This window comes from Desulfosarcina cetonica JCM 12296 (assembly GCF_001311845.1).
Classification (GTDB): Bacteria; Desulfobacterota; Desulfobacteria; order Desulfobacterales; family Desulfosarcinaceae; genus Desulfosarcina; species Desulfosarcina cetonica.
Genome location: NZ_BBCC01000333.1, coordinates 1 through 3,811, shown reverse-complemented (window position 1 = coordinate 3,811; position 3,811 = coordinate 1). Strand labels below are relative to the sequence as shown.

The 3,811-nt window shown below is 44.0% G+C and carries 4 protein-coding genes; all 4 read left to right on the top strand.

The annotated features are described in order from the left end of the window. The coding region (locus tag JCM12296_RS33225) for a hypothetical protein (RefSeq protein WP_218188418.1) at positions 1-396 on the top strand (396 nt) is incomplete at its 5' end. Positions 397-419: 23 nt separating this feature from the next. Next, the gene (locus JCM12296_RS39405; RefSeq protein ID WP_157068140.1) at positions 420-896 is read left to right on the top strand and encodes a hypothetical protein; all 477 of its coding nucleotides are present in this window, start codon (positions 420-422) and stop codon (positions 894-896) included. A 146-nt stretch (positions 897-1,042) separates the two neighbouring features. Continuing rightward, a complete protein-coding gene (locus tag JCM12296_RS33220) occupies positions 1,043-1,540 on the top strand; it encodes a hypothetical protein (RefSeq protein WP_157068139.1) in 498 nt (165 codons plus the stop codon). 202 nt (positions 1,541-1,742) lie between these two features. Then, positions 1,743-3,089 carry a hypothetical protein gene (locus JCM12296_RS33215; RefSeq protein ID WP_054702180.1) on the top strand — a complete coding sequence of 449 codons (1,347 nt, stop codon included), beginning with the start codon at positions 1,743-1,745 and terminating at the stop codon, positions 3,087-3,089. Positions 3,090-3,811 lie beyond the last annotated feature (722 nt).

Below are 3,811 nucleotides of genomic sequence, written 5' to 3'. Positions count from 1 at the left end.
GATTTGTTACAACAAAAACCAGAAATGATTCGACATTCATTTGGTGCAGGTGGGTCTGGGATGCAAGAAGCGATGGACCTATATCCTGACGATATCATAAGATATACGACTTTAACTGAAAATGAAGAAGATGCTACATATCATATGCAAACAATGGTAATGGCAAAAGATAAACCATTAAAAGGCGAAGATCTGAAAGCAATGTTTGAAGAGAGCCGAAATACAGGCAAGCCATTAGCTGGTTTGGTAAATAAATATCTTGGTGAAAGTGCGAAAATTCAAACAGTGATTTCTCCAGTTGATGCCATACCTGATATTGCAAAAAGAACTGGCGGTAGAAAAAAAGGGAAATATAACAAGGCTAATTCAGCCGACGCAAAAAAACCGCGCGGCTGATTAGCGCCGTTAGCAGTCAAATTATGAACAAGACAACTGGCATCCTACTGACAATATTGTTTTTATTTGCTTCCTTCTGGATTGGTGAGGCAGGTAAAGGAATATTTCATTTGACGCCTTATATGATTGGATTGATTGGAATGGTATTAATTCCATTCCAAGTTCCCAAAAAGTGGAAGTATAAAACTCTATTGAGCGTAGCATTCATACTTCTTTATGCAGTATCTTTTTATATCGGTAACCTTTCATTTTACAGAGCCTATAATGCATGTATTGAAGAGGCTGAACAGGTTCGGGTTGAATTATCATCCTATAAAACAAAGCATGGTAATTATCCCGTTGCATTGAATGATTTGAATATACCTTTACCATGTTCGAGATGCCTGCGTGGGACCATTCTGGAATATGAAAGCACTGATACTGATTATAAAATCAGATTCAGTGATTGGCTTGTTGAACATGTAGCAACAGAAACGCAACCATTTATCGCACATAAATAAAACTGCTAACAAGGCTGTTCCACTCGGATCGGGCTACAGCGGCGCGGTTTTGGGCAGTATCTTTTATCAACCTTTTTCGCTTTCTGGCGGTTTTCGCTGTGCGCCGCCCGCCCGGTGAACAGCAGCGTTAAGCTCCAAGGAGAAATATGGAACCAACTGTATTGATATCTCTAATAGCAGTGCTTGTTTCTCTATTATCCTATATTTTTGCCAGGCGATCATGGCGCGAAACATACAGACCAATCGTGACGGCAAGAATCGAAACTCATGCCTCTGGAAATATGGCTACGTTATTCGATATTGTTGTCTACAATGTCGGTAATAGGCCTGCAACTGATATCCGGCTTACTACAAACCAAAATATGCTTGAAGATGCATTTGACGGGAATGCATCAGAAAAACTGAAGTCTGAAATAAAAGCTTGTTTCTCTAATGAAGGGACTATTCCGCTTCTTCATCCTGGGAATGTTGCTACAAATGGATTCGGGATGGCTGGAGTAAAAGAAAAAGGTCTGAAATACGGTTCGAAAATACCAATTGTTATAAAATACAGCGATTTAAATAGGCAAAAGATTAAATCCAAACAAACTCTTATATTTAGAGATACTACATATTTTGCTGGTTCTGGCTGGGCGAAGGAATGATAGGCGCTTAACAATCGCTTGCACAGGAGCACAAAAGGCGGGCAGCTCGGCAAAATCGTATTCATCATTAAACGCACTTCGTTCATAGTCAGCATTCCTTTTGTGCCCTGTGAAGCGTGCGTTACGTGGCTGACGGCCCTTTAACCTATTCGCCCGAATTGAGCAACGTCCATCGCAAAAAAAATCGGAGCTGCATGAAAAAATGACGCAGAGCGCCATTTCCGTAGACGATTTGAAAGAGTTTGCGAAGCACCTAAGGCTCGTTCATTTTAGCTTGCTCGCAACGTGCATCGTGCTGGTGTTTGGCCTCGCCAGCGAATCCCGGAAGAACACCGATGAAGCATTCGACCAGATTCAACGAATTTTGAAACTTAAAGAGACCACTCTCCGCAATCCAAATTGGTTACAAGTACACGCCGCTCGGTGTTACGAAATCGAATTCAACAAACGTGCGCTGCAACCGCTCCATCAAACGGACATGTTGGTCCAGATTAAATCGCCACCCACAATTATAAAAGTTTCCAACATTCCTGTTTTCGATTGGTCGGCGCGCAAAGCAGAACGGTGGGTTCCTGCCACCCCGCCTTCTGAGCCTGTTCTGGTGTCCGAGCCAAAAACTATAGGCGAGTTTGTGAAGCTGTGGAACGACGTCGATGCCCGTTACGTAGTAGTGCCATTGAAGGCCAACGAGATCACTGCGATGTTACTGGGAATGGAAGGTGGTGTGGGCAAGTATTCGCCTGCTCTTCAATGTACGTTGCTGACTTCGGACGAGCAGGAATTGTCGCCAACCGCGACCCTTGCCAAACCAAGTTGGGGAGTTGAAGACGAGACTTACACAACGCTATTCGTTTTTCATAGTTCTAAACTGAATGATGTGTTTCCTGATGTCGACTTACGCGTGTTTGAACTAGACAAGTATGATCGTGATCAAGTGTCGTTTCAACTATGGATCAATATCACCGCTACGCGAATCAACTTACATGTCCAGGAATATCTCGCAAGCGAGGTCGGTGCGTCTTGGAAACCGGGAAGATTCTCCACGACATTTCCAGAACTTGCGCAATACACTACCAATCTCGAATCGTTGAAGCTGGATCAGGTGAAGTATATCATAGAGAACGAACGGGTGCGCACAAAGAGCGAGGTTGAGATTGTTGGGATACGATTACCTGAACGATTCTTTGCCACTTCTGGCATCATGTTCCTTGTTGCAATTCAGTTGTACTTACTAATTCATTTTACAAGATTCATAGAAGGTAGGGCCACCCAGGCCCTCCAAGTGACGGTGCCTTGGTTGGCACTGTACCCAGGACGGACAGCGCGATTAGTCTATCTCGCTTCCGCAGTGGTTTTGCCTGTTTTCTGTGCGTTGTGTGTGGTCATAGACGAGATGCTCCGCGTTGGTGGGTTCTGGAACTCTGCGTTAATCATCACTGGTGGGTGCGCATCCGCTTGCATTGCCGTGCTTACTGCCAGAAGTACCATTGCATTCTGGAGAAAGACCGACGCACCTGTGCCCCAAACCACCGAGACACAAGCAACGTAACCAGGCTAATTCAGCCGACGCAAAAAGCCGCGCAGCTGATTAGCAATGTTATCTCTTATGAGAAACCGAATTATTAAAAAGTATGATCTTATATTTATTTTGATTATAATGCTATTTCCATTATCTATTTGGCCTTTCATAAATAGAGATTTCACATTTATACTTATCCATCAGGTATATTATCTTCCAATGGGGAGTTGGATGGCTGAACCATTTTTCAAGGCTGATGATCATCTCTTGTTTTGGCCCTTGCCTTTGGGCCGAATTATTACACCTATTGTGTATTCTTTTGTATATTTCTGTGTAAGGTATTTAATTACTAACATAACTATCAAGATGAAAAGATAACCATGCAGTTCAGGTGACAGCCAGAGCCGAGCCATTTTATAGAACCTATAAAATTGAAAAGTGGCTTTCATAAAAAGAAGTCAAAGTAAGCCCTGGCTGCTCCTTACTTCGGCGTTATCGCGCCGAGCAAAGCTCGGCGCATCTTGCAGGGTGCAAGTCCCTGTCGGGAGGAAGTCAGTAATGGCTTTCTGTAAGGGTTAGCCACCCACCGTATCGAGCCTTGGGTCCATGGCGGAGATACTTTCTACTCATTGTAAGTGTTGGACGCCGATGTATTGGCTGGAAACGAGCCGCGACCCGGGGAACCGGTGCCATTCGCGGATGGCTCACCCCACTGAATGATCAATGGAGTAGGGTATCGAACAAGATGGGTT

What these genes read in the sequence shown, in the direction of transcription:
- JCM12296_RS39405 (WP_157068140.1), top strand. Translation starts at nt 420, where the DNA reads ATGAACAAGACAACTGGCATCCTACTGACAATATTGTTTTTATTTGCT.
- JCM12296_RS33220 (WP_157068139.1), top strand. Translation starts at nt 1,043, where the DNA reads ATGGAACCAACTGTATTGATATCTCTAATAGCAGTGCTTGTTTCTCTA.
- JCM12296_RS33215 (WP_054702180.1), top strand. Translation starts at nt 1,743, where the DNA reads ATGACGCAGAGCGCCATTTCCGTAGACGATTTGAAAGAGTTTGCGAAG.